Annotated in this window: 4 protein-coding genes and 1 pseudogene; 4 read left to right on the plus strand and 1 reads right to left on the minus strand. The window is 42.6% G+C overall.

The features are described 5' to 3' along the window. The 4 genes and pseudogenes from QZZ43_RS18710 to QZZ43_RS18725 all read left to right on the plus strand — a co-directional run. Positions 1-1278, plus strand: a pseudogene (locus tag QZZ43_RS18710) (hypothetical protein); the annotation flags it as partial. After that, positions 1271-1930, plus strand: coding sequence for a polysaccharide deacetylase family protein (locus QZZ43_RS18715; RefSeq protein WP_291862467.1), 660 nt, complete (start codon positions 1271-1273; stop codon positions 1928-1930). The pseudogene QZZ43_RS18710 and the gene QZZ43_RS18715, both read left to right, overlap by 8 nt. Then, the gene (purD, locus tag QZZ43_RS18720; RefSeq protein WP_291862471.1) at positions 1927-3195 is read left to right on the plus strand and encodes a phosphoribosylamine--glycine ligase; all 1269 of its coding nucleotides are present in this window, start codon (positions 1927-1929) and stop codon (positions 3193-3195) included. Before QZZ43_RS18715 ends, purD begins: the two co-directional genes overlap by 4 nt. A 6-nt stretch (positions 3196-3201) precedes the next feature. Continuing rightward, positions 3202-4185 (plus strand): hypothetical protein, encoded by a 984-nt coding sequence (locus QZZ43_RS18725; protein WP_291862474.1) that lies wholly within the window; start codon positions 3202-3204, stop codon positions 4183-4185. A 22-nt stretch (positions 4186-4207) separates the two neighbouring features. Here the strand turns inward: QZZ43_RS18725 and QZZ43_RS18730 are convergent. Beyond that, the coding region (locus tag QZZ43_RS18730) for a PAS domain-containing hybrid sensor histidine kinase/response regulator (RefSeq protein ID WP_291862476.1) at positions 4208-6293 on the minus strand (2086 nt) is incomplete at its 5' end.

Here is a 6293-nt window from a genome sequence, read left to right on the forward strand (position 1 = left end):
TCAACATTTGTAGCACTTGGTTTGGTTCCGGGTATTCTAGCTGCCGAAAACTGGGACGATCACGACCGTTCGCACCGAACCATTGCCCGCGATCTGGCCATTAATTATCTCAATACCATTGATGAAAACGGCATTATCTACACCAACGGCGACAACGATACTTTCCCGCTTTGGTATGTGCAGGAGGTGGAAGGTGTTCGTACCGATGTGAGAGTATGTAACCTGAGTTATCTGCAAACAGACTGGTACATTGATCAGATGAAGCGACAATCGTATGAGTCAGAACCGCTTCCTATTTCAATGAATCATGATCAATATGTAACCGGAACCCGTGATATGGTGTATCTCATTAACAGGATGGAAGGGGCACCTGATTTAAAGGAAGCAATGGAGTTCCTGAAAAGTGAAAACGAACGAACCAAGCGCGTTCCCGGATATAGCGGACGCATAGAATACCTGCCTTCCAATTCTTTCAGTTTGCCTGCTGACAGTCTGAAGTTGTTGCAAAAAGATTTTGTTAGTGAGGAATATGCCCATTTGATTGACTCTGTTATTCAAATTAATGTGGGGAATCGTGATTATCTGCTTAAAAACGAGATGATTGTACTGGATATGCTTGCGACAAATGATTGGGACCGACCTATTTTTTATGCCGTAACGGTGGGAAGCGATAATTATGTGGGACTGGACAGTTATTTTCAACTCGAAGGCTTTGGATACAGGATCGTTCCCATTAAAGCTGAAAATCAGCAAGGATTAACCGGTAGGGTGGATACTGAAAAGGCTTACCGTAACTTTATGGAGGTTTACAAACTTGATAATTTTAAAAATCCCCGGGTTTATCTGGATGAAAACCACCAACGAATGGCTATAAATATCCGGAACAATATGGGGCGTCTGGCCACAGCCTTGCTCGATGAAGGAAAATCGGATAAAGCACTTGATGTGCTGGACAAAGCCATGGATGTACTGCCCGCAGATAGAGTTCCTCATAACTATTTCTCTGTTTTTCTGGCCGAAGGGTATTACCGGGCCGGAGCCTTCGATAAGGGGGATGAAATATTGAAAGGATTTGCGGAGGTTAATTTTCAGGAACTGGATTTTTTTCTTTCACTGCCACCCCGAAAACGGAACTCTGTTATGAATGATATTCGTCGCAATATGGCCATTTATGGAGAGATTGTGCGAACTGCCGAGCGGTTTGAGAGAGAAGGTATACTGGAAGGACTTGATCAGGAATACAATTCAAGTCTTCAGAAAATGGGATTTTTTGAGTAATACAAACTCATGGATAGTGAGGCCGCCTGCCTGGATGCGATGGCTTTTTCCAGGAGCCATTTGGAGAGAGAAAACTGTTGAGAAACGTGTTTTCCTGACATTTGACGATGGGCCGGTTCCCGGGATCACTCCCTGGGTTATTCAACAGTTAAAAGAAGCCGGAGCGAAGGCAACTTTTTTCTGCATTGGTGACAATGTTCGTAAATATCAGGGTGTTTTCGAAAATCTCAAGACGGAGGGTTTTGAGATTGGATGTCATGGTTTTTCACACAGAGCCGGACATAAGATAGGGCTTAAGAACTATTTGAAGGATATTGACAGGGGGCTTGTGTATTGCGGTCCCACACAGTGGTTTCGGCCTCCTCATGGGATTATATTTCCCTGGTGGATAACCGCCATAAGTAAGAAGGGAATTAATGTTGTTTTGTGGGATGTTTTGTCCTGCGATTACGATCGGTCACTAATGTCTCGGGAGGTCACCGCAAATGTGCTTCGGAATATCAGGCCCGGTTCTATAATCGTTTTTCACGACTCGTTAAAAGCCTGGCCCAATCTTAAAGAGGCTCTTCCAGAGGTTCTGAAATGGATTAAGCTCAATGGTTATACAACAGAATTATTGACTTCTATAAACCAAAATAAGAGAAAATTATGAATATTTTGCTCCTGGGATCTGGTGGCAGGGAACATGCACTTGCCTGGAAAATGAGGGTGAGTCCCTTACTTGATAATCTTTTTATTGCACCGGGAAATGCCGGAACCGGACTCATCGGGAAGAATCTGAATGTGGATCCCGAAGATTTTAACGGGGTGAAAAATGCCGTTATCAAAAATAATATTGAGATGGTGGTTGTAGGGCCGGAAGTACCATTGGTAAAAGGGATCACTGATTTCTTTCTCAATGACCCGGACCTTTCCCGGGTATCAGTCATCGGCCCTTCGTCCAGAGGTGCTCAGCTGGAAGGGAGTAAGGAATTTGCCAAACAATTTATGGTGCAACATAAAATTCCAACTGCGCGCTACCTGGCCGTTACGCTAGATACCATTGATGAAGGGGAGCGTTTTTTAAATACTCTGAAATCTCCTTTTGTTTTAAAAGCTGACGGGTTGGCAGCAGGCAAAGGGGTGTTGATTATTGATGACATTGATGAAGCCAAAAATGAGCTTCAGATGATGTTGAGCGGAAAATTTGGCAAGGCCAGCAACACGGTGGTTATTGAAGAATTCTTGTCGGGAATTGAGCTGTCAGTTTTTGTGGTTACCGACGGGCACAGTTTCATGATGTTACCCGAGGCCAAGGATTACAAACGGATTGGTGAGGGCGATTCGGGCCTGAATACAGGAGGAATGGGAGCCGTTTCACCCGTTCCTTTTGCTGATGAAGACTTTATGAACAAAGTTGAGAAGCGAATTATCAAACCAACGATAGAAGGGTTCAAAGAAGATGGAATCGAATATAAAGGGTTTATCTTTTTTGGTCTGATAAAAGTGGAGGGGGAGCCTTACGTAATTGAGTACAATGTACGTCTGGGTGACCCGGAAACAGAAGTGGTAATGCCTCGCTTGCAAACGGATGTGGTTGAAGTATTTAAGGCTGTAGCTGCTGGTAGGTTAAAAGACCTGACGCCAAAGTTCGATCCTCGTACTGCAGTAACTGTAATGATGGTTTCAGGCGGATATCCCGGAAAATATGAAAAAGGGAAAAACATTTTAGGCCTTGACCACGTAGAAGGCAGTATTGTTTTTCATGCAGGGACAACAAGCAGTAATGGAGTCGTTACCTCCGGAGGGCGTGTTCTAGCCGTTACATCGCTTGGTAGCTCTATAGATGAGGCGCTTGAGAAGTCCTATCGAAATGCTGAAAAAATTCAATTTGAAAAAAAGTACTACCGAAAGGACATCGGGTTTGATTTAAAGTAATTAAAAATGCTCTACAGGACGTTGCACAATAATAGCTTAATAGCTTTTATTCTGGTCCCTTTTATAATTCTCTTGTTTTGGGTCAGGGTTTTTCTTTTTGAGGGAGTTCAACCAATTAGCTTTGAAGGGATAAATATGCCTTTGTGGGAGTGGTTGATACGTCCTGTTTTTGGGCAAAGTGTATTTTGGGCAGCAGTATTGTCTTATGTGCTTGCTGTTTTGATAGCATTTACGGTCAACCGGGTGGTTGGCCGTTATGGTTTATTGAGTAGGCAGTCGGTATTACCTGCCGTTCTTTTTGGTTTGTTGGTAAGCGGCTTCCTTACCGTTCAGCGTCTGCACATGGTGTGGATGTTCACCTTGTTTTTTCTTCTGGGGTTAGAACGCATCATGGGTGCTCCAAACTCTTCGCGAAAGGAGGTACGGTGCTTCGATGGAGGGGTATTATTGGGCGTAGGGGTGCTGATGTATGCTAAAGGAATTTATCTGTTTCCCATGCTTGTTGTTGCGATGGGGGTGCTCAGGGTTCTTACTTTCCGGTCGTTTATTGCCGCATTTCTCGGATTATTGTTGCCTTTTATTTTGAGTGCCGGGTATTTTTTCGTGTTTTCTGATGTGGAAGAATTTGCGGTCTATTTTGTTTTGAATCTTTTCAGCAATACCGGACAGTTGGATCACAATCTGATTTCTGAGATTTATTTGCCGGTGGTAATATTGCTTACGTTAACAGGACTGGTGACGCTGGTCAGATATATTCCCCGACAAAAAATTATTACACGGAAGCACTTCAGAGTAGTTGTGTGGCTGATTTTGATAACAACCGCGCTCTGTCTTACGCCCTATTTTTCAATTGAAATTACTCCCATTATGGCAATTGGGCCTTCAATTGTACTTGCATTCTGGTTTGACAAGATTGGCCACAAATTCTGGCGTGAGTTTCTTCTTTGGCTTTTGGTATTGGGAACAGGGGCAGTGCAGTTCTTTTTATAGAAAAGCATTTTGTTGTGCGTCACTACATCCATTTTTGAATGGTGTGTTGCAGGTCATTCAGTTTTACCGGTTTTCCAATGTAGTCGTTCATTCCCGCTTCCAGACAAGCCTCCCTGTCGCCTTTTAATACATTTGCAGTCATTGCAATGATAGGCGTGGAAATTCCTGCTTTTCGCAGCTCCCGGGTAGCATCAAGGCCGTTCAAGACCGGCATTTGGATATCCATCAGAATTGCATCGAAAGCTTCATGTTTTTTCACTATCAGAGCTACGGCCTCAGCCCCGTTGTTTGTGATAGTAGTAACCATACCTATTCTACTCAGCATTTTTTCTGTAATTTTCTGGTTGATGGGATTGTCTTCTACCAATAAAATTCTTTTGTTGTCTTTTTCTTGTGAGATGTAGTTTACAGCATCATTTTCAGGTTTAATCCCAAATATCAACTGATTGATTATTTGATAAAGTTCAGTATGTTTAATTGGCTTCTCCAGCACCATGTCAAACCCCTGAAATGCATGTTTATTTTGTGATGTGAGGAGCAGGGTCTTAATATTCGGAGCAATTTCTTTTATTTTGTCAATCCGTGATTCGTCGTTTTTGCTGAAGATATGGGAGTCGACCAGAATTAGGTTAAAACCAGTATTGTTTGTTAGTTTTTCAATGGCAGATTTCTCATCATTGACTGCAACTGGAGTGATTCCCCAGTTGTGAAATGCCTTTTTAAGCAGGAGAAGATTGGTTTTATGATTGTCAACAATAAGTGCTTTCAAGGATTTCATCCGGGGGTTTGTTAATTCCTTACGCAGGTTTTGCTTATCTACTTTAAATGGAAGGACAAAATGAAAAACTGAACCCGGATTCTCGTCAGACCATGCGAAATTTGGATTCGGACTTTCGACCCATATTTTACCCCCCATCAATTCTACCAACATCTTGGATATACTGGTGCCTAGTCCCGTTCCGCCATATTTGCGGGTTGTTGAGCCATCGGCTTGTGTAAATGACTCGAATATCTTTTCTTTCTTGTCGGGTGGAATGCCTATTCCTGAATCTTCTATGGCAAAATGGACACAGAGTTCCTGACCTTCCTGTTTTTCCAGGTCAACTTTTAAAACCACTTCTCCCTCCTGAGTGAATTTTACAGCGTTTCCCATCAGGTTGATGATGATTTGAATCAGGCGTCCTTCATCACCTATTAGATACGAGGGGATGGTTTCCTCCACGGATGCAATTAACTCCAGGTTTTTGTCATGGCTCCTGAATGCCATTTGATCGAGCAAATAATCAACGGTAGAACGAACGTTGAACGAATAGTTCTCAATCTTCATTTTCCCTGCTTCAATTTTTGAAAAGTCCAGGATGTCGTTGATGATGTTCAGCAGATTGTCGCATGATCGGCTGATGATAGTGGTAATATTTTGTTGCTCCCGGTTTAGTCGGGTTTGTCCAAGCAGTTCTGTGGCTCCTATAATGCCATTCATAGGGGTGCGGATTTCATGGCTCATATTGGCAAGAAACTCCGACTTTGCCTTGTTGGCTTCTGCTTCCCTGTTTTGCATCTCTTTCTGAGCAGAAATGTCCATAAATGCTTCCAGGCGTACCTGTTGGTTGTTTAGCTTAAGGGGAATAATATTTTTAAGGATGATTCGGGAGATGTTGTTTTCTTTTACATTAAGTCTTTCTTCAAGTGTAGAAATCATCAGGCCTGATCCATCATCCTTATAGTGGTCTCGCTTGATGGTTTCGAAAAGCTGATTGTAATCCTGATCTTTTACTTCTCTAATAGCTTCTTCAAGACTGTTAAAACCCATAATTATGGCAGCTGTGGAGTTTATTTCGATGATGTTTTGGTCTTTGTCGGTGATAAGGATACCCACAGGCAGGTTTTCCGTGATGGTTTTAAGGGTGTCAATAGATTCTCTGAGCGATTGTGTTAGCAGACGCTTTTCCGTAACATCTTCTTTTATGGCAATGAAATTGGAGATGGTATTCTCATCGTTGAGTACCGGGGTAATGTAGATTTTATCCCAAACGGTTTCGCCTTTTTTGTTAATTGACTGAATCTCTCCATTCCAGGTTTTTCCTTCCTGGATGTTTTCCAGAAGGATT

The sequence above is a fragment of the Marinilabilia sp. genome, assembly GCF_016278715.1.
GTDB lineage: Bacteria > Bacteroidota > Bacteroidia > Bacteroidales > Marinilabiliaceae > Marinilabilia.